At 55.8% G+C, this 18127-nt stretch carries 16 protein-coding genes and 1 pseudogene; 11 read left to right on the top strand and 6 right to left on the bottom strand.

Features of this window, described 5'->3' with window-relative positions; all coding sequences use genetic code 11:
• Positions 1 to 94: 94 nt before the first annotated feature.
• Together A9D13_RS19660 and A9D13_RS20730 are read right to left on the bottom strand one after the other, a co-directional pair.
• Positions 95 to 1078 carry a GGDEF domain-containing protein gene (locus A9D13_RS19660; protein WP_172808239.1) on the bottom strand — a complete coding sequence of 328 codons (984 nt, stop codon included), beginning with the start codon at positions 1076 to 1078 and terminating at the stop codon, positions 95 to 97.
• Between the two features lie 80 nt (positions 1079 to 1158).
• On the bottom strand, positions 1159 to 1380 hold the full coding sequence (locus A9D13_RS20730; RefSeq protein WP_156522205.1) for a hypothetical protein: 222 nt from the start codon (positions 1378 to 1380) through the stop codon (positions 1159 to 1161).
• Positions 1381 to 1717: 337 nt separating this feature from the next.
• Here A9D13_RS20730 and A9D13_RS19655 point away from each other — a divergent pair, with 337 nt between their 5' ends.
• Together A9D13_RS19655 and A9D13_RS21460 are read left to right on the top strand one after the other, a co-directional pair.
• On the top strand, positions 1718 to 2353 hold the full coding sequence (locus tag A9D13_RS19655; RefSeq protein ID WP_156522203.1) for a PilZ domain-containing protein: 636 nt from the start codon (positions 1718 to 1720) through the stop codon (positions 2351 to 2353).
• A gap of 12 nt (positions 2354 to 2365) precedes the next feature.
• Positions 2366 to 2479: pseudogene (locus A9D13_RS21460) on the top strand (globin domain-containing protein); the annotation flags it as partial.
• A 263-nt stretch (positions 2480 to 2742) separates the two neighbouring features.
• Here A9D13_RS21460 and A9D13_RS19650 read toward each other — a convergent pair.
• Both A9D13_RS19650 and A9D13_RS20300 read right to left on the bottom strand, forming a co-directional pair.
• Positions 2743 to 3579 (bottom strand): hypothetical protein, encoded by an 837-nt coding sequence (locus A9D13_RS19650; RefSeq protein WP_066777944.1) that lies wholly within the window; start codon positions 3577 to 3579, stop codon positions 2743 to 2745.
• Between the two features lie 184 nt (positions 3580 to 3763).
• On the bottom strand, positions 3764 to 4249 hold the full coding sequence (locus A9D13_RS20300; protein WP_156522202.1) for a PilZ domain-containing protein: 486 nt from the start codon (positions 4247 to 4249) through the stop codon (positions 3764 to 3766).
• A 356-nt stretch (positions 4250 to 4605) separates the two neighbouring features.
• Between A9D13_RS20300 and A9D13_RS19645 the strand changes: the two genes are divergently transcribed.
• From A9D13_RS19645 to A9D13_RS19630, 4 genes are all read left to right on the top strand, one after another.
• A complete protein-coding gene (locus A9D13_RS19645) occupies positions 4606 to 4791 on the top strand; it encodes a DUF6961 family protein (RefSeq protein ID WP_066777935.1) in 186 nt (61 codons plus the stop codon).
• A gap of 1082 nt (positions 4792 to 5873) precedes the next feature.
• Positions 5874 to 6755 (top strand): TnsA endonuclease N-terminal domain-containing protein, encoded by an 882-nt coding sequence (locus A9D13_RS19640; protein WP_082922589.1) that lies wholly within the window; start codon positions 5874 to 5876, stop codon positions 6753 to 6755.
• A gap of 1 nt (position 6756) precedes the next feature.
• Entirely contained in the window at positions 6757 to 8898 is a 2142-nt protein-coding gene (locus A9D13_RS19635) for a DDE-type integrase/transposase/recombinase (RefSeq protein WP_066777931.1), read from the top strand.
• Entirely contained in the window at positions 8895 to 10517 is a 1623-nt protein-coding gene (locus tag A9D13_RS19630; RefSeq protein WP_066777929.1) for an ATP-binding protein, read from the top strand. Before A9D13_RS19635 ends, A9D13_RS19630 begins: the two co-directional genes overlap by 4 nt.
• Before the next feature lie 24 nt (positions 10518 to 10541).
• On the opposite strand, the gene A9D13_RS19625 is transcribed toward A9D13_RS19630, so the two are convergent.
• The gene (locus A9D13_RS19625) at positions 10542 to 10742 is read right to left on the bottom strand and encodes a hypothetical protein (protein ID WP_156522201.1); all 201 of its coding nucleotides are present in this window, start codon (positions 10740 to 10742) and stop codon (positions 10542 to 10544) included.
• 142 nt (positions 10743 to 10884) lie between these two features.
• Between A9D13_RS19625 and A9D13_RS19620 the strand changes: the two genes are divergently transcribed.
• From A9D13_RS19620 to A9D13_RS19600, 5 genes are read left to right on the top strand one after another with little or no spacing between them, the layout of a single operon-like run.
• Positions 10885 to 11667 carry a TnsA endonuclease N-terminal domain-containing protein gene (locus tag A9D13_RS19620; RefSeq protein WP_172808238.1) on the top strand — a complete coding sequence of 261 codons (783 nt, stop codon included), beginning with the start codon at positions 10885 to 10887 and terminating at the stop codon, positions 11665 to 11667.
• Positions 11664 to 13757 (top strand): DDE-type integrase/transposase/recombinase, encoded by a 2094-nt coding sequence (locus tag A9D13_RS19615; protein WP_066777920.1) that lies wholly within the window; start codon positions 11664 to 11666, stop codon positions 13755 to 13757. The genes A9D13_RS19620 and A9D13_RS19615 overlap by 4 nt, the downstream gene beginning before the upstream one ends.
• Positions 13758 to 13810: 53 nt before the next feature.
• Complete coding sequence (locus A9D13_RS19610; RefSeq protein WP_172808237.1) at positions 13811 to 15340, top strand: ATP-binding protein; 1530 nt, start codon at positions 13811 to 13813, stop codon at positions 15338 to 15340.
• The gene (locus tag A9D13_RS20295; RefSeq protein WP_082922588.1) at positions 15337 to 16584 is read left to right on the top strand and encodes a TnsD family Tn7-like transposition protein; all 1248 of its coding nucleotides are present in this window, start codon (positions 15337 to 15339) and stop codon (positions 16582 to 16584) included. The genes A9D13_RS19610 and A9D13_RS20295 overlap by 4 nt, the downstream gene beginning before the upstream one ends.
• Positions 16581 to 16892, top strand: a complete 312-nt coding sequence (locus A9D13_RS19600; protein ID WP_066777909.1) for a hypothetical protein — start codon at positions 16581 to 16583, stop codon at positions 16890 to 16892. Before A9D13_RS20295 ends, A9D13_RS19600 begins: the two co-directional genes overlap by 4 nt.
• A 544-nt stretch (positions 16893 to 17436) precedes the next feature.
• Here the strand turns inward: A9D13_RS19600 and A9D13_RS19595 are convergent.
• Positions 17437 to 18127: IS3 family transposase (locus A9D13_RS19595; protein ID WP_066777906.1), on the bottom strand; the 691-nt coding region annotated here is incomplete at its 5' end.

Genomic DNA, 18127 nt, shown 5'->3' with positions numbered 1-18127 from the left:
ACGACCGCAATGTCGGCGGCTACTGACCATCTTGGTGGCCCGTTCCAACGTCCGCTTCCACAGTTTGCAGCCCGAATGACGTGACCCCATGCTCTCAAGCAGCAAGAGGATTTTGGGCCTCACCGCTGCGCGCTTCGATATCGGCAGATCGATCTTTAGACCGGATCGGGACACGCAACTGTCCTGAGTCATTATGAGTTGGAGCGAAAGGTACAAGCGTCGTGGGATCGCTTGGAACAGCAAAGGCCATCAGCAAACCCGAGCAGTCTCGCTTCGCATGATACATCAACGAATCTGCCTGCTTGAGTTCCATATCGATCGAACTCGTTCCACACGGCAGGATCAGCACACCAAGGCTGCATTTCAGCTCGGCCTTCTCGGTGGAGATGCTCTCGTTCAAAGTCGCATCAAGCCTTGAAGCCACGATGTTAGCCGCTGCCAAATCGCGTACCCGCATGAAGATCACAAATTCATCACCACCGACCCGAGCGAATATATCATCCGACCGAATTGCGTTTCTGACTCTCGTGGAAAAGCGCGACAAGGCAAGATCGCCCGCCTCGTGACCTAGCTTATCATTACGCTGCTTCAGTCCGTCCACGTCGGCAAAAATTAGAAGGGACAACTCATCCACGCCCTTCTGCTTCTCCACCGCCTCAAAAAATGCCTTCCGGTTATATGCGCCAGTTAATGGATCAATTCGGGCAAAATGCCATTCGATCTCAAGCGCGGCCCTAGCCACGCCTAACATCAGTACAACTGCAAGAGCGCTACAGAACTTCAAGGCCATCAGAAAAGGCCCATGATTGAGGTTTATAGCTTCACTGAAAAAGACCTGAGTGAGCGCGATGAATGTTCCGAGCAGAGCGGCAAATCTATTACCAACAAACCATGCGCCGAACGCGCATATTAGCAGGAAGAAAGCGCCGAAGCCGATATCAGGTTGCAATCCGCTCGCGAAAATCGTGACGAGCGCAAACCCGGTCAAGATCGACGCGGCAACCGATTTTGGAATCTTCATGAAGAACGGTTTTCCAAGCTGTATCGCCGGGGATTTGGCGCTGCGCCGCTCGTTCATCGTTCCATGTATCATGAACATTTATTAGCGGTGGCATAGCTAATTTTTCGCTAATGCTGCCTGCAATTCAGATCCAAACTTCAGGCTAATAAGTCCGCCTGCGCAGCTGTGATCAGAGCCGCATCGCCTTCGGCATTTTCCAGCAAGTGCCCGTTCACGATCAGCAGCAGTCCGAAAAATGCAGCGGTTCCGACACTGGCTTTCTTGGAAGCCGATCTTGAAGATCGCTGACCTTCCCGTTCTGGCTCCGCCTCCATGATCGAGCGGACGGTAGGGGAATGGTAACGATGCTCTTCAGACATTCAGTATCCATACCCAGAAACCCTTTCCTGAAGGTTTAGGCCCAGAAGAATAGACGTCATTTGAAGGGTCTGATTACAATGAGTTACGCATCCGGTTATCGGCAGAACGCAGCCGATGAACGATACGCCGCCTCACGCGCCACCATGCCTCACATTAAGGACAAGCATCTCAAGGCAGCGAGCCGTTGGGACTCACTGGCAGATGAATTAAGCCGCCAGTTCTCGGTCGGTTGAAGCGAGGGCGCTAAAGCAAAGATTAGGAAGCTTCTGGCAGAAGCGGTCTTACCGGGTGCCCCGGTTGTGCCGCTTTACACTGCGGCACCTAGGATTGGCTGGCTTGGACACCCCGAATGTTCAGGTCAGCCAATTTATGCTGACGCCTTTGACCCCACTGCTATCAAAAGCACACTATTCCAATTTTTTAACGCATCTGCAGCATAACCGTGAATGGTCGCCATTCATTAGCGGATTGCACATGGTATCAATTGGGTTGCGCAAGCGGTCGCCGCGCAAGAAAGTCCGCCTTAGTGGTCGAATGCGAGCCGATTATGATTGGATCGATCTCAGCATTCGAGACATCTCAAAAAAAGGGCTCATGGCCGAATCCGCCGACCCTCCTGATCGGGGGCACTACATAGAAATCAGGCGCTTCGAACAGATTCTTATAGGCCGAGTGGTCTGGAGGAACGGCAACCGTTTCGGCGTGATGCTATCTGACGAAATTGACTTCGATGCCGTGATCGAAGGCAAAGCAAACGGTACGGCGAACGATCGCCGGAATTATTCGACCAGACCTGAGAATTGCCAAGCCCGAATTATCCAAAGCCCTGATGATTGGCGGTGGGTAGGGCAGGTTTTCGAAAGAACCTCTCTGACCCTCGGAGGGGCAGCGATCATAGCGACAACAGCTTACTATGCTTTCGATGCAATTTCGAAGCCGATGGCGGCAATAGGGTCTGCGCTTAAGCCTTGAGAGGATCCGTCCTTCACCCGCATGTTTGAGAACCGGGGAATCCGCGACCTCTTCAACCAGTCGCATCACGGCGACAGCGGTTCGCAGCCACGGGCCCTGACGGGGGCAATCCTCGCCTACGCAACCCCGGCGGCATTCGCCGCCAAACTGGATAAGCAATGGCCTGCTTCGCTACGCAGCCCATTGCTTCAACCGCGCTCATGCGCAAAACAACCGCCCGGCTCTAATCCCAGCTGGGGGAAAGCTGGGGGTCACGTCAGCTTTGCTGGTCTTCGGGTCAATGAAATGCGCTGTTAGGATCGATGGACATACCGACCTCTGGAGGGCTCGATAAAGCGCGCTCCAGAGGTTTGCTACGTTTTCATAAATCCTGATGCCGGGCGCGACTACTACCTCACCGAAAAATCAAAAATCCGAGCCGTCATTGCGCCAGCAGTCCCGCCACCGCCTAGCGAAAAGATGAAGCCATATTCACCAGGCTCCATCACGCTGTCGGCCTTAACCTCGTAAACCCCCGGACGCACCATCTCGTAATGGAAAGATATTCGATCCTTATCCATCACGCCCGATTTTGCTCCGGCGATATTCATGCTGCCAACCCTAGCCTCGCGACGGCCCTTTTTCTTATCCAGTTCGACGAGTGTGAACTCTGCAGGCGATTGAACCGACGTATTAGCGCCGCTAGCCCAAGCGTTTGATGCAGCTTGATCTCTCGCTTGGTCGAAGAAAAAGTAAAACACCGGCTTGGTGGTGGCTTGCACAGGAGAGGTTTCATCCTGGATTGCCACTTTGACGCTCGCGGATGCGAGCCCGCCAGTAAGAGCATAACCGAAGATACCGCCAGTCTTTGCTTGGCTAGAAACTGTGGCATTCATTCTCTGCATGCGAGCATCTGCTCCTGAGCCGGTTAGTAGATAAACGCCGGCTGGGTGCGGAACGTTCGGGTCAGGCGAATCCATCGAGTATTGGGGCGTGGCATTGGCGCCGGTGCTGAGCATGGAGGCAATCACGTTCGATGAAACGCCTTTGCTTTTTAGCTCAATCATCTGGTCTGTCGTCAGATCGAAGACAGTTTTCTCGCTCTCAATTTTTGCAATGATTGCATCATCGCCCAAGCCCATCCTCGAAAGCATCACTATGTCCTCTGCAGACAATGGCTCAGCGATAGCGGTGCCACTGCAGATCAGCAGAGCGCCTGCAAGCGCAGACGTAGCAAATTTTCTCAAGTTATTTCCCCCAGTTACGATCCGCGCTGCATATCGAACGAATCCTAATTTTTTGATTAACTGGAGAACTTGTTGTCCGTCAAAGTAATCTCATGGCCGTTCACAAGAATGTATCACAAAGCCACCCGGCGTTATGGCCGCAGCCAAGTCAGCGATCTCGCTGCTCCTTGAGGTGGATCGCGGCTTACATCGCTGCTTTCATCATGCCGACGACGAATAGCACCGTTGCCAACAACAGCATGAAAAGAGCGAAGTTCGCCGCATGCCAGACCTTGTTGGAAGGCCTCGACACGGTTTCATCAAAGAAATCCTCCATGGCCCCACCGGGCTCTTCGAAAATCGTATCTTCTGCGTCGTAGGGAGAGATTAGTTGGGCTGCGCTGACCGCTGCAGAGGATATGGGTATTAAGAAGCGGCATCCGTGCCGGTTCACTTCAGACCATACGATTTCCGCTGAGCAATCGCCCGCAATTGGAAGATCGACCTCAAATGTATCTCCAACCTTTAACGATGCGCGTGTTTCTAGCAGCAAACCGCTTTGCGACAGGTTCCGAATAACTGCAGGTTCGCCAGCATTTGAAAGAGCCTGAACCGCTACGCGAACACTGCGGCGTGGCCTTGATCGGGAATTGCCAAAATTGTCTTCGGTAAAAACCTTGGCAACGATCATGATCGGCCCCCCTCGGTGGAAGCTTCGTTCTGCCAAGTTAAAAATTTCTTAGATGGTGCCTGACAAGTTCTCTTTAAGCGATCGAGAGGCGATGAAACCCTGCAGACTAAACTTGCGCGAGCCACGTGAAGGCGACTGTTGCGGGGGCGGCTCAGTCGCGCTTCTGGCGAAGCCAAATTTATCAAGCTAGATTGCCGTCCGCAGACCTCCGAACTAGGGTGATCATATGCGCGAGTGGTTGACTGACGAAGAACGAGAACAAAACAGCAAGGATGCCTTGAAGGTTGAAGTCGAGGCGGTCATCGTAAGTGTCCTGCTGATTGTGTCGTTTGCTTCAGTGATATTTGGCTGGGCCAGTGACGCTTACTCGCGATAAAGAGCTCTGGGCGGTCGCCCTGCAGATCGAACAGATACACGGACCGGATGCAGCCGAGTTCATTGAGGGTCGCATCCTCAAGTTCGAGCAGGAGAGTGACGAAGGAGGTGCAAATCTTTGGCGGCAAATTGCTGAGCGGTATTTCGCTTTGAACCCTGACGCCTGAAAAGGCTGTCCTACACGGAACAATTAGTGACCATAGACTGCCTCGTTTTGATTCGGAGGCATTGCATGTTCGTAGTTGATCCCGCAATGACGGTTGCCTTGGCGTTGCTCGTATCTGCGTTGGCGAGCTTGATTTGGGCGTTAAGGCGGAAGCCCTAATCGGTTGTTTTTGTAGCGCACTTTGGCTGTTCTTGCGCCAAAACAGCGAGACCGTCGAAGCCCCTGCGCATGACCGGCAGGATTGACCGGTAGGCGGTAGATTTCGAAACGGACCGCCTTGCCCGTCTCTGGTCAGGTGACAAGGCAGAGAGCGGCGGGTTGACTGACTTGCTCAGCAATGAGCGAGTGGGGGAGATTGACCCATTCGACTGGGCACGGCTGGAATATCCGGTTGAGGTGTGTCGACGCTCCGCCAGCCTTTCTGACGCAGGACGCAGCCTCTTTGCGGTCTCACGCGAACAGCGCGCATCTACCAATGATTCAGATCGCCTGCGGAAATACCTCGGCAAACTCGGGTTGGAGTGGACTGTGCTCGAAAAGTAGGCACGTCAGCTTTCCGACCTGGGACTGCCAAAACCGGACGGTCTCCTTCCGGCCAGTTCCGGTCATCAAATGTTCGGGCCCCCCCCCCCCCGATGGGCGTACGGCACTCAGTCTCGCGATTTGCCGCTAGACTCAGATTTTGAGTTCGACTTGGCATTGATATCTCGCTGGTAAACGAGCTCGCCTTGCTCGTTTAGTCCTACGCCGAGACCTCTTCTGCGGCGGTCCTCATGGAACGCGATCTCCTCAGCACTCGGCTCGGAAAACGCTTTCGCCAGATCATCAAGTTGGCTTGTCATCGGTCCTCTCATGCCGCGCAAACTGCCCGACTATGGCTGAGGGCAGCCGATCGTCAGCCTATCATTCTGTGTAACGAAAGCTAGGTGGTGCTGCTGTAATGCGCACTCTGTTAGTGAAGCGGATAGGCCATAACATGTTGTAGCTTATAGATATAACGCGATAGCGCTTTTTAGAAAATCTTAGCAATCGGCCCGTTAAGCCGACCACGTCGCAGAATTATTGAAAGCATCGTGGGTCGCTATGCCTTCACCAAAACGCAAACGGATTCAGAACGCCCGGCAGGCCAAAGACAGGTTGGCCAAGGGGCAGGGCAATTATCTGAAATCTGATTACGAGCCCTATATTACCATTCACGATTTCTCGTCACTGGGCCTCGCATCCAGAATCCCGCACAACGGGCGGATCGTCCAATCCATGTCGAATAATGAAACGGCGTTTCTGCGTGAACTGCAGTGGGCCGGAGCGCACGATATCTATGATCAGGTTGCGCTGGCTGACTTCGAAGAAAAGAATGTTGATCATACGGTCGAGATCGCGAGACATCTCGGGATCAGTCATCCGGTGCACAGCAAAGACGGCTCGCCGAGCGTGCTCACCACGGATTTCGTGGCGCGTTGGATATCTGCCGATGGGCGGGCAGAGGTTCATGCTTTCGCGGTCAAACCAGTCAAAGAGTTAGTAGTTGATCCGGAAAAGTCGGAGACAAGCAGGACGGGCGAATACCGTACGATCGACAAGCTTGAGATCGAACGGCGCTATTGGAAAGGTCAAGGAATCAACTGGAGCTTGGTTACTGATCATGATCTGAGCCAAACGCGTAAGGCCAATATCGAGCACTTCCTTCTCGCTCCGAAGAAGGCTTTGGAAAACTTCGATAAGAAGGCTTTCCTCGCGTTTCTGGCTGAATATCTGGCCGTTGCACGCCGGACGGACAAGCTTGAAGATCTCGCTCATGCCACAGGTTCGCCGGCTCACGATCTGACGGCGGCGGACCTGGTCGAAGCTGTGCGGCAACTCATTGCCGATCGATCGATTGAGTTCGACCTCGACGTGAAGTTCGAACCTTCGGTTCTCCTGAGCGCGTTGAAGGTAGTTTCGGTCCCAAGCCTCGAGAGCGCGTGACATGTTCTACATTAAAGAGATTTTTCGTCTGAAAAAGGCGCGGCGTGCGCGTGTCCGAAGCGATAAGGGGCCCGGCCATCTGAACTTCCTGCCAAATCTGGAAGGAGAAGCGCTGGCCAAAGATCGGATATTTCGGGTCGTTTACACCGAGCACAAATATGCCGTCGTCTTCGATCTGGCGAGCAAAGGGGGCGACTTCTACCTGGTGAGCCAGGCGACACTCGATGACTGGGAGGGGCGCCGTCAGATCGAGCGGGTACGCGAAGACGATTTTGTCAGAATCGCGAATGGGAGCAGCCTTACGCCAGTCCAGATACAGCGCCGCGACATGCGCTACGAATTGATCAGGCCCTTGATTACGACGGTTCCCGATGTCTTCGATCGGCTGACCCGCGCACGAATGATCTCGAAGCATCGGGCTGAGCTCGAAGTCTGTAGTGGCGATCCTGAGCGCAAGAACAAAGTGCCCTGCGCCAAATCGATCAAATCATACCTGGAACTTTATTGGCGCAACGGGATGTCGCCCGATGCGCTCATACCGAAATTCGAGGCTTGCGGATCTCCGGGTAACGGCAAGGCTCGACGAACTAAGCCGCTCGGTCGCAAACGTGAGATAGGGGGCGGCAACCCCCACATGCCCATGAACGACGATGTGGAAGCGGTCTTCAAATGGGCGACCGACAAGTATTACCGGAAGGCAAAGCGCGGCTCGTTGTCGCGAACGTTCCGGACAATCCAGGGGTATCTGCAGACGCAATTCGCTGTCGACGAAAGCGGCGGCGGACTGGTCGCACGTACACGCGCCGACCGACAGTCCATCCCGCTGCCAACGTTCCGCCAATATCAGTACTGGTACGAGAAGCAGGCTCGACGCTTCGAAGACCGCATCGCAAGAGAGGGAGCGACCAAAGTGAAGAAGGACTCACGTTCGAGGCTGGGTACGACGCTTGACAATCTGATCGGTATTGGCAGCCGATTTGAGATCGATGCCACGACTATCGATGTCGGCTGCGTTTCTGAAACCAATCGCCGCGCGTATGTCGGCCGTCCTACTCTCTATCTTGTCGTCGACGTTTATTCGAAGATGATCGTAGGAATGCACCTGACCCTTGAAAGCGCCTCTTGGCGTGAGGCCGGCATTGCCATCCGCAACATCGCCGAGGACAAGGTCGAGTATTGCCGTCGTTTTGATATCGAAATCGAGCATGGCGATTGGCCGGTACGCGATACGCTGCCAGCGCGTATCATCGCTGACCGCGGCGAGCTCGAAAACTACGAGCCGGAAAATTTCATCGTGCGCACTGGCGTCACGATTGAAAACACCGCGCCATATCGCGGCGACATGAAGGGCAATGTCGAGAAGCGTTTCGACATGGTGCATGCCGTCCTGCGGGACGTCGTACCGGGTATGTTCAATGCAACCCATTCCGAGAAAGGCGACAGCGATGCAAGGCGTGAGGCGAAGCTGACATTGAAGGAATTGACAGCCGCGGTCGTGCGAGCAGTCATCTATCTCAATAACAACAATTTCCTGGCAGGCTACCACCCCAATTCGGACATGATCAAAGCAGGGATAGATGCCATTCCGAAGGACATCTGGAACTGGGCACTAGAGACCGGTCGAACCGAATTGCGCGCGACCGATCTCGAGATGCTAAAAATGGCTGTTCTGAAAACTGGCAATGCGACCTCGACGAAGGACGGCATCAGTTTCATGAAAATGCTCTTCATCAGCGATGCGCATATTCAGGGCCGGGTTTGGGAGAATACAGCCGCCAAATCGGTAAAACTGTCTTACGACCACAAGGACACCAATAAAATCTGGCTGCATCAGTCGGATGGTACATATGAGGAATGTCGGCTGAGCCCGGCCTGCAAGGCCTTTGCGAACATGACATTTAAAGAGGCTGATACTCTATCGAAGCGGGTGGCCGAGGCGGGGCGATCAAATTCTGCTGCTGGCTCGTACGCCTGGTATCTCACCCGAAGGAATATCGAGGATATCGGTGACCAAGCCATTGAGGCGACGGGAGGCAAATTGTCTCCAGCGTCGCTTCGCGACACCGATAAGACCAAGCAAAAGGAGAAAGCGGTCAATCTCGAGGCGGAACGCCACCTTTCAAGTGCAAAGGTAAAATCATGATTTATGATCGGTGCGGGCAGGACCTCTCGGCGCTCATCGAAGATGGTCAAAGGCTATCAACGGCTCTGCGAAGGGGAGGCCTCGAAGAAGCCGCATCGGACGGCCAATATTTCTCGCCCTTTCCGCAGCAGATCGACATCGCTAAATGGATTTTGGAGCGCGTTTATCGTAAATGGGCCGAGCGCGATTTCGCCGAGGCCGACCTTCATCCTGCAGAGATCAGGAACGCTCATAACGCGAAAGCCGCTGCGCACTCGCTGCTTTTGCCCAAGGCGCTTGGTCCCTTGGCACCGGACATCAGCTGTTTTTTCGGTAGCTCTGGCACGGGAAAAACCCAGATCGTGCAGCGAATAACCTCGATCATTGAGCAACGGCGACCGCATGCTGCTGCGGCAGGGGCTGTCCTTATCAATGCTGAGCGTTTGAGCAGCAACGAGGATTTGTATCGCGGCATTTTGCAGGGATTGGACCACTGTCTTGGCATATCCTCGCTTTGCAATATCGTCATGGGCGGGAATATGGCCCGCGAGCTGGTCCCTGGTCACATCATTACCGCGTGCCTTGGCCACGCGCTCGGCATGCTGATCATCGATCACGTCGAGTTCATGGACCAGCTACCGATCGACCATCGGCGTAGAATACTCGACTTTCTGTGCCAATTGTCAGCTGAGGCTGGCGTGCCGGTATTACTGGTCGGAACGGCGGCCGCTTACGATGTCGTGATAGGCAATGAGCAGATCACCAAGGCTCTGCTTGGCGATACCAAGCAGTTCCTCGGGCCAATCGAGCCGGGCGAGGATTGGACCAGCTTTGCGAGCGCGTTTTGGGCGTATCAAATCCCGCATTTGGAAACTGCATGCTCAACGGGCGTAATCAACACTCTTTATGTTCAGACCCAAGGCATACCGAGGTTTCTTGCCAAGCTGTTAGGTGCGCTTGTCGAAAAACTCCGGCCGCATAACAGCATATCTGAAGATGCTGCGATCATTCCGCTGATCGAAAAGACCGCCGAGCAGGAATTCTACGCGGTCCGACATGTGCTGGCTGCCCTTGCGACCCAAGATCCTTTGCTGCTTCGGGCACTCAGGCATTTTGGCCCGCTCGACGTCGATCTTTCGGAATACAGCCGGAAACTGCGCGAGCAGGAATTGGCGAAACTGCAGGAGGAACAGCGAACCGAGGTTCGCAAGCAGGAACTGGAAATTCTGCGGCATGACGCGGGAAACGCTGAGACGAAGGAAGATTATGAACGTCGTCGACTTGCCATGCAAATCGCGGCCAGACTCCTGTGCGAAGAGGCGGGCTGTGATGACCATGCGGTACAAGCCCACATCGCTGCATCGCTCGATGAGTTGAAAGCCACTGATGGTAACATCGAGACGTTTCATAAGCCCAAGCGCTATTTCAGCCTGATTAATCAGCGTCTCGCCGCCGAAAAGAGGCAGAGAAACAAGGAGCGCGAAGCGATTAGCCAGGCGCGGCACCAGGCGCTGGAAAAGGCAGATCTCCGCCACGTCTTGAGGAAGGGCTGTGACGTGCAGAAAAGCCTCTTGAAGGCAGGTTACAGTCCGGTGCCGGTTCTAAAAAAATGGCGAGAGGCAACCGTCAACAGGCCATGACAGCCAATCCAGCGCGATAGCGACTCAGTCCAGCGAGATGATGCAATTCACCTTGTAAGGATGGATCAGGACCTCGCGGCAGATGCCGTCTTCGTCAGGCTGACAGAGATGACCAATGATGGGTTTACGGCCCATCAGCCAGTTTGAGGACAGGAATTGTAGGTTGGGCGCATCGATCTCCAGATCGATCTGCTCGCTGAATCCCAAGCAAAATCTTGCGCGCATCAGAATGCTCTCCATCTGTTTGCAGGAACGGATTTAATCGGTTTTGCCATCCTGAAAATACAATAATGTCATAGGCTTGACTCCACGATTACTGCAGGAGCATCATTCCCGGCAAGTCTAGAAGCATCGCTGGAGAGGAATGATGGCCCGTACTGTCAGGCGGTCGGCGAAGCCTGCTCAAAGCCGGATCAAGGTGCATAATGTGCCCTCGCGCGGACGATCGACGCGGGTCCTGCGAGATGGTGTCATCCTCCACCAGCTCAGCGACCTGGAGACAAGGCTGGAGGCCGAACTGGAATGGGGGCCGGACGTGACCGTCATCCGGTCACAGGTCGATCTTCAGCTCGAGCGGACGGAGGCAATCGCAGAAAAGCTCGGCATCAGACATCCACGACTGCCGGTCGGGGGCAGGCCTGCCATCATGTCGACGGATTTTTATTTCGAAATGGAAGTCGATGGCCAAACGAGCCGTCAGGCGCGGGCCGTCAAACCTTCTGCAGCTTTTGCGCTCAAAAATGGCTGCACGCCCTCTGCACTCAAGCAAATGGTCTCCAAGCTCGAGATCGAGCGACGCTATTGGGAAGATGAGGGCGTCGAATGGCGCATAGTGACGGATCGCAATCTTGATCGCGTACGCGCTGCCAATATTCGGCTGCTGCTAAGCGGGCAGGCGCTCGACCCCGATCAAGGCGAAGCCTTTTGGAGCCAAGCTTTGGAGTGGACGGCCAAGGCGCTAGCCAAAGGCAGCGATTGGCCGATCTCCCACCTCGCGAAGAAATCTGAAGCAGACGGCAAGCTTCCCGAGAAGGACTTCGTCGCCTGCATCCGGCACCTCTGTAGCCTGCGCCTGCTCGCCTTCGATATGTCACAGCCCTTCACACCTGACCTGCGGGCAAGTGATTTTGAATTCGGGGGCGAAGCATGACGTTCCTCATCCGCGATGTTGTTCGGTATCGGCGCAAGGAGCTGCATCGCATCGTCGGCATCGCCAACGAGCAGGTCTATCTGTTTGATCTGACATCGCCGAAGATCATCATCAGGATCGAAGATTTCGCCGATTTCAGCAGCGCCTTGGAGCGGAATGTGATCCGCTTTGAGGATCCATCGCCTTTCAACCGAACCCACCCTGCCTGCGCCACGGAAAAGCAAACGCAGCGCGCGCACGATCGTCTCGCCTTGCTGCAACCGATGTTTGTTCGTGTCCCGGCCATATTCGACGAGCGGACGCGGCGAGCCATGATCGCAATGGCAGCGGAGCAGTCAGGGCTGTGCCCCAAGACTATCAAATCGAGCCTCCACCGGTTCTGGCACGGCGGGATGTCGCTGGCAGCACTGATGCCAAATTTTCAGAATTGCGGAGCGCCCGGCCAGCCAAAACCGCGAACAGGTCCCATGGGGCGCTTGCCCATTGACGGGCTCGTACGCGCCCCCGTTCTGACCGACGAGATGATCGCCGCATTCGAGCGATGCACGAATCGGTACTATCGTGCGAACAGACATATCTCGCTCAGCGAAACCTTCCGCCTCATCAAGGACCAACTCGCCACGAGATGCGAGATCGATGAGGAAACAGGTCAGCCTTTTACTTATCTCGTAGACGAGAACCCGGTTCTGCCGACGGAACGGCAATTCCGTTACTGGTATCAAAAACAGAACCGGGCGGTGAGCGATGACAAAGCCCGCTTTGGTGAGGTTCGCCACGAAATGCGTACAAGGCCGCGCCTGTCCTATGCGGCGGCGGATAATGAGAACATCGGCTGGCGGTTCGTGATCGACGCGACCAAGCTCGACGTGCACCTTGTCTCGCGCAAGGACTGCTGGCAGTTTCTGGGGACACCAACGCTCTATATCGTCGTCGACGAATTGACCGGCATGATCGTGGGCTTCTCGGTCAGTCTTGAAAATGCATCCTGGCAGGCGGCGGGCGCAGCACTCCTCAATTGCGTACAGGACAAGGTCGACTTTTGCGCTGAGCATGGAATCGAGATCGACGAGGCTGAATGGCCCTGCGGTGGATCGATGCCACTGCGCATTCTCTTCGACCGAGGCGAGGGGCGTGGGCATCTCGCTAGTGACTTCGTCCGCAAATCTGGGCTGATCATCGAGAATACCGCGCCCTATCGCGCCGATCTGAAAGGCATCTGCGAGCAGCGTTTTCATCTGATCAACAGCGCGCTGCGCAAATTCGTGGATGGCGCACGGGACAAGACATCGGGTGAGCGCGGGGAGCCGGATCCGCGGCGCGATGCCATTCTCGATCTCGACGCGCTGACGAAGGTTCTCATTCACTGCATCATCTATTTGAATGGCGTGGAGCGCCCCGCATTCCGGCAATCGAATGCCATGATCGTGGATGGCGTACCGCCAAGTCCGATCGCGATGTGGACCTGGTGCATGAAGCGCGGTCGTATTGCGCTCAGACGGTTCGATCCGGGCGAATTGGCGGTGGCATTGCTACCGACAATTAGCGGCCGGATCACCGCGCAAGGCGTTAGCTGCAAAGGCGTATTTTACACCAATGAGCGGCTCGAGCGTGAAGGCTGGTTTGACGGGGTGAACCTGTCTGCTGGCTCAACATCGGTGGAGCTGAGTTTGCACCCATGGCTGATGGACACGGTCTGGCTGCATCTTCAGGGCGAAGATCTGCCTGTGCCGCTGCATTTGACGCCGCGCGATAGTCGCTACTCAGGTTGGTCTTTCGAAGAATTCGATGTCATGCGCCGCGCAAAGCGCGTCGAGGCAGCATCCAGGGACGCCCAGCAAACACTCGCTCATGCGGACTTGCGGAATTCCCTGGAGGTCATTGGTGCAGAAGCCCGCGCGAAACGCATAGAGAGCTTGCGACCATGTAATCTGGCCGATGCACGGGAGAAGCGCCAGTTCGAGCGAGATCATCGTAGGGTCGAAGCGCGTGTAGAGCTTGCCGGGAAACTTGGCGAAGAACTGGGCAATATCAGCCGCGCAGACCCAGCAAGCCGCTTCGACCATCTTGGTGACGGGGAGCTGCGGTTTTGATGTCTGAGGTTGCAGGCAATCTCTACCAGCAGGGCCTGCCGCCCTTGAGGGGCATGCAGCAGATCGCCCGCGACCTTGCCTCGTTCCCCCATCATGCGGATGCGGAAAGGGCACTGCCGCATGTGCAGCGGCGCTATGCCGTTTTGCGGCTTCGCCAGCTCTTCGTTCCGACCGCGCGCCATGTGCGCATGGCGGAAGGGATCGATATGTTGATGCGGGCAGGCTATGAGGGGCGCGATCCTGCCGCATGGAAATTCGAAGCGCGCCAGCGGAGGCTGGCCCGATCGAATATCTTACGGGCCCCGGCATCTCGTCCTGTTGGCTGTGAAGGTGGAGCCGGCTGCGGATTTCTGATCGGCGCTCCGGGCATGGGCAAAACGCAGACCGTGGAGCAGGCGCTCCGTAGCTATGAGCAGCTGATCGAGCTACCCGGACTTCCCGCGCAGGTTTCCTGGCTAAAGCTGGAATGCCCCGACAAGGGCTCGATCCGCAGCCTGTGCTTTCAGTTCTTCGATGAACTCAGCCGGCTTGTTGGCAAATCCGACTACACAGCGCTCTTCATGCATCGACGCGCCGGGGAAGACGCGCTGATGCACCAGATGGCTCTGGCCGCGAATTTCCACGGACTGGGTCTGCTTGTCATTGACGAGATCCAGCACATCGGACGGGTCGCTGGTGAAGAGCACCAGATGATGAGCTTTCTCACCCAGCTTACCAACCAGCTCGGCATCCCAGTGCTATTTGTCGGGACTCTTTCGATACTGGCGCACATCCAGCGCACCGGTCGTATGGCCCGGCGTTCTGTCGGGCCGGCATGTGCGATCTGGAAGCCGCTTACGCGAGGATCCGAATGGCAATCATGCCTGACGCGGCTTTGGACGTATCAATGGACACAAGAACCGACCGAACTCGATGATGAGCTCGTGGATATCTTTTTCGAAGAGACGGGCGGGATCATCGATCTTGCGGTTAAGCTCTACATCGCGGTCCAATTGCGCCTGCTTTATCGCAGCGAGATGGATGCGCAGGCGGACGAGATAATTCGTCCGAACTTCGTTCGCGGTGTGGCAAGAACGGATTTTGCGCCCGTCCGCCCCATGGTGAAAGCTCTCAACACAGGCGATCCGGCAAAGCTCGCGAGATTCGAAGATCTTCACAGCTTCGAGCGAAACTACTGGGCGAATATGAAAGCCCTGGTCGGGCCAAGCCAGATCCCGGTGACAGCTACAAGTACCGATCTCAATCACGCTGCCGACGCCGAAGCGACCGGCGGGCTGCAGATGATCATCTCCCAGCTACAGCGCGAAGGCATAGGCGATGACATTATCTTCAACCTGATCGACCAGATCCGGCACAAGGGTCTCGACCCGGACGACAATCCCTTCGCCTTTTTCGCGGCGGCCAAGGACATATTGCGCAAGGCAAAGCGGCCTAAGCGACCAAGTGCCAAGCTGGATGTTGATGCCCTGAATGATCGCGACTTGCGCAAGCTGATCGAAATCGCTGCGACCAAAGGTCTGACGCCACTGGAGGCGATTAGCGAAGCGGGGCTTGCCGGAATTTGGCCGGAGGCCGCCTCATGAGCTGGCTACCCAAACCCTATCCCGATGAGACGTTCTACAGTCTTCTGGTGCGGCTGCATCTTTATCTGGGACGTCCGACCTATTCGGCGTTCTCGCGCATGCTGACGGGTGGTCGTCATTACGTCGCCCTGTCGCATCTTCCTTGCGGCTTGTCGGCATTAGGAGAGCACCTGAAGCTCGGCCGCACAGCTGTAGACCAGCTGATCGATCGGACGACCACTTTCAACTACCACACGGCGTTTGCGTCAGAGGCTGTGCGTGATCGTGCGAGGACGGAAATGCATGAAATTGGCAGTTCACTGCATCTCGTACTTGGTCTCGCAACCTTTCCGATAAGCCTGCCGGACCGACTGCGATTTTGCCCGCAGTGCCTCGCCGAGATGGAAGGGGAATTTGGCGAGGTCTGGTGGTGCCGTTCGCACCAGCTTCCCGGTGTCGAAGTTTGTCATCGGCATGGATCGTGGCTGGAAGGCGCGTTTCCTGTTACGACTGCTAACCGGCACTCGCTTGTGTTTCCAAGAGTGCATCAAAAAGGCATGCGCCTGGAGACAGCCTCGAAGCCGACGGATGCGCAGGCCTTATTCGCCCGACTGAGCGCCGAATTGCTCGTAAACCCACCACGGGCCAAATCGCCACCTGGCTGGCACAGCCATTATCGCCATATTTTAAACGATACCGGCCTCATCCGTGGTAATAGCCAAGTCCGGGCAAACGCCGTCCATGACCGCATACGAAAGTTCTGGACCAGCAATGGCGGTTTTCAGTGCCCTTCTGACCTTCTCTCCAAATCTGCTCTCGTCGATTTCTTTCGTAATCAGCGCAGGCTCGCGCCACCTGCGCAGCATTTGCTTATCGGGCAAGCTCTAGCAGCGCTCCCTCCGCAGGAGCGACCCTTCGGAAGGCCGCCATATCGATGCGAGAACCCTCTCGCGGAGCATTTCGGTGAGCGAGTGGTGACGCGACTTAGAACTGTCCGAGACAAGGGCAAGCTTCATGGTCATTTCAGCTGCGATTGCGGCTATTCGTACAGCCGGACGCGGCAAATCGACGGCAGCATCGGGTGCGTCCGACTGCGAGAATGCGGACCGGCAGCGAGACGCTTTTTAGGTTCGGATATCGCTGCGGGAATGAGCCTTAGAGCCAAGGCGCGGAAGATGAGGGTCGATCCCATGACGGTCAAAGCGATCGAGCATCGTCTGAGCCTGACCAACAGCTTCAATCAAAGCAGGGAGCAGTCAGTGTGAGCACGAATAATCACAGCGAAACAAATCTGGTTGAACTGGTTAAGTCCGGACGCGAGGATGAGGCTTCTGCCCTGCTTTTGAAGGGCATGCACCTTGTCGGGGCGACGGGAGAGCGTTCGACGACTGCGGCCTTATACGCTTCCGAGCAGCTTTATGCGGGCGACTTTGTTTCGACGATATACTTCATGAATTATCGTCACCCTTGGCTTCTCGGCCAGACGCCGCTGCAAAAAGCCGAGGAGAGCGACAAGGGACTGGAATTCGTCATCGATATGGTCAGTGCTATCGCGGCGGGGGTTTATGTTTGATGCTGCTGCAAGGACCGCTTTGGCTGTTGGTCGATCCTTATAGAGATCCGTTCTGCAATTGAAACCATTGCGCGGCGTTTGGCATGGTGATCCTGTAATAAAGATAGTGTTTGTGGCATTAAGGATTGCGTCGAAAATAAGACAAGTCGTGATTGGGTAAATAAACTTGCGCGTTTTGGAAATGTGGGACGGCTTCAGGGTCGATTGATTCGCGGGAACGGTCAATCGAAAATCGCAAGGGGGTCGCGATTCCATGATTTTTTATGAACGCTTAGAGGTGCGTTGCGCACTTCTGCCTGACCTGCTGTCAGGATCTGTGCGGCGGATACTCGGCGTCTTTGCCCTGCTCGCGTTGGGGGTAATGCTATCCCAGGCGGTTCAGGTGCCAGCTCATGCGCAAAGTCCGATGGGATCTTGGCGTGACAACGCATCGGGGACCTCGCATGCGACCGCCTATGAGGCTTGCCATGCGCAGTGGGTATGGTCAGGATTGGGATCAGATAGCCGATTTATCGGTGCGCTTGATACTGATAGGTTTGCTCTGCTACCCAACCTTGGACCGCTCAGGTCTGGAGTTTTCGGCCTTGCTCAGGTTCGGTGGGCTGGTCTCACCGTCTGAGTTTGCAAGCATGATCGGGGGGATATTCCCGATCGCGCTGTGCGGTCGATCCTCGTTGTAGTGTCTACGCCAAGCCTCCAGCTTTTCGCAAGCATCTTGCAGCGACAGGAACCAGTGGGCGTTCAGGCATTCGCTGCGCAGCTTGCTGTTGAACGCTTCGATGAACGCATTGTCTGTGGGCTTGCCTGGGCGGGAGAAGTCCAGGATCACACCGCGCTGGTAAGCCCACAGATCCATGTCCCGCGAGATAAGTTCGCTGCCATTGTCGACCCTGATCGTCTTCGGATAGCCGATCGTCCGGTAGGCGCGATCCAGCGTGGCGACCACGTCCTCACCCCGGTAGCGGAACCGGGGATCGATCACCGGCGATAGCCGGGAGAACGTATCGACCACGGTCAGGATTCGAAGCTTACGCCCAGTCGCCAGTTGGTCGTGAACAAAGTCCATCGCCCACACATCGTTCGGTCGGACCGCCGGTGCGCGATCCTCGCGCAGCTTGGCCTTGACCCGTCGCTTCGGCGTCTTGTTCCGCAGCTGCAGGCCCAACTCCCTGTAAAGCCGGTAGACCTTCTTCAAGTTCACGCACCAACCGTCCCGGCGCAGGATGTAATATACC

This window comes from Croceicoccus mobilis (assembly GCF_001661965.1).
GTDB classification, from domain to species: domain Bacteria; phylum Pseudomonadota; class Alphaproteobacteria; order Sphingomonadales; family Sphingomonadaceae; genus Croceicoccus; species Croceicoccus mobilis.
Note: the sequence above shows the minus strand (reverse complement) of the source record. Positions and strands in the feature narration are given on the sequence as shown.

Coding starts and splice junctions, on each gene's coding strand:
- A9D13_RS19660 (WP_172808239.1), bottom strand. CDS start 1,078: ATGAACGAGCGGCGCAGCGCCAAATCCCCGGCGATACAGCTTGGAAAA.
- A9D13_RS20730 (WP_156522205.1), bottom strand. CDS start 1,380: ATGTCTGAAGAGCATCGTTACCATTCCCCTACCGTCCGCTCGATCATG.
- A9D13_RS20300 (WP_156522202.1), bottom strand. CDS start 4,249: ATGATCGTTGCCAAGGTTTTTACCGAAGACAATTTTGGCAATTCCCGA.
- A9D13_RS19640 (WP_082922589.1), top strand. CDS start 5,874: ATGCCTTCACCAAAACGCAAACGGATTCAGAACGCCCGGCAGGCCAAA.
- A9D13_RS19635 (WP_066777931.1), top strand. CDS start 6,757: ATGTTCTACATTAAAGAGATTTTTCGTCTGAAAAAGGCGCGGCGTGCG.
- A9D13_RS19630 (WP_066777929.1), top strand. CDS start 8,895: ATGATTTATGATCGGTGCGGGCAGGACCTCTCGGCGCTCATCGAAGAT.
- A9D13_RS19625 (WP_156522201.1), bottom strand. CDS start 10,742: ATGCGCGCAAGATTTTGCTTGGGATTCAGCGAGCAGATCGATCTGGAG.
- A9D13_RS19620 (WP_172808238.1), top strand. CDS start 10,885: ATGGCCCGTACTGTCAGGCGGTCGGCGAAGCCTGCTCAAAGCCGGATC.
- A9D13_RS19615 (WP_066777920.1), top strand. CDS start 11,664: ATGACGTTCCTCATCCGCGATGTTGTTCGGTATCGGCGCAAGGAGCTG.
- A9D13_RS19610 (WP_172808237.1), top strand. CDS start 13,811: ATGCAGCAGATCGCCCGCGACCTTGCCTCGTTCCCCCATCATGCGGAT.
- A9D13_RS20295 (WP_082922588.1), top strand. CDS start 15,337: ATGAGCTGGCTACCCAAACCCTATCCCGATGAGACGTTCTACAGTCTT.